1 protein-coding gene is annotated in these 857 nt (G+C 71.8%); it reads left to right on the top strand.

The annotated features are described in order from the left end of the window. Positions 1 to 857, top strand: an 857-nt coding sequence (locus D7V97_RS43370) for a phosphopantetheine-binding protein (protein WP_147445274.1), incomplete at both ends; no start/stop codon positions are given.

The raw sequence follows: 857 nt of genomic DNA, 5'->3' as shown, positions 1-857 counted from the left end.
GCGGGCCGCGCGGGCCTCACGGCCGAGCGCTTCGTGCCGGATGCCTTCTCGGCAGAGGCAGGCGCCCGGCTGTACCGCACGGGCGACGTGGTGCGCTGGCGCCAGGACGGGACGCTGGAGTTTGTCGGCCGCATCGACGCGCAGGTGAAGGTGCGCGGCTTCCGCATCGAGTTGGGCGAAGTCGAAACCGTGCTGCGCGCGGGCCCCGCCGTGAAGGACGCGGTGGTGCTCGCCCGCGAGGACCACCCGGGCGACAAGCGACTGGTGGCCTACGTGGTGACGGAGGGCGCGCTGGACGTCGCGGCCCTGCGCGCGCACCTCAAGCAGCACCTGCCCGAGTACATGGTGCCCGCGGCCTTCGTACCCCTGGAGGCGCTGCCGCTCACCTCCAACGGCAAGGTGGACCGCAAGGCATTGCCAGTACCCGAGGCTTCCTCACGGACCCATGCCTATGAGGCGCCCGTCACGCCGCTGGAGGAGAAGCTGGCGGGACTCTGGAGCGAAGTGCTGCGCGTACCCACGGTGGGCCGCACGGACAACTTCTTTGAACTGGGTGGGCACTCACTGCTCGCCACGCAGTTGGTGGCCCGGGTGCGCGCCGCGCTCGATGTGGAGTTGCCGCTGCGTGCGCTCTTCGAGGCGCCCACCGTCGCCGCGCTCGCCGAGCGGTTGCAGCAGGCAAGCACCGCAACTCGCCTGCCGCCCCTCACCCCGACGCGGACGGAGGGACCCCAGCCCCTGTCCTTCGCGCAGCAGCGCCTCTGGTTCCTCGACCAACTCGCGCCGGACGACGCGTCCTACAATCTCCCCGTCGCCCTGCGCCTCTCCGGGCGCCTGGACGTGGAGGCCTTGCGCCG

This window comes from Corallococcus sp. CA053C, assembly GCF_003611675.1.
Lineage (GTDB): Bacteria > Myxococcota > Myxococcia > Myxococcales > Myxococcaceae > Corallococcus.
Note: the sequence above shows the minus strand (reverse complement) of the source record. Positions and strands in the feature narration are given on the sequence as shown.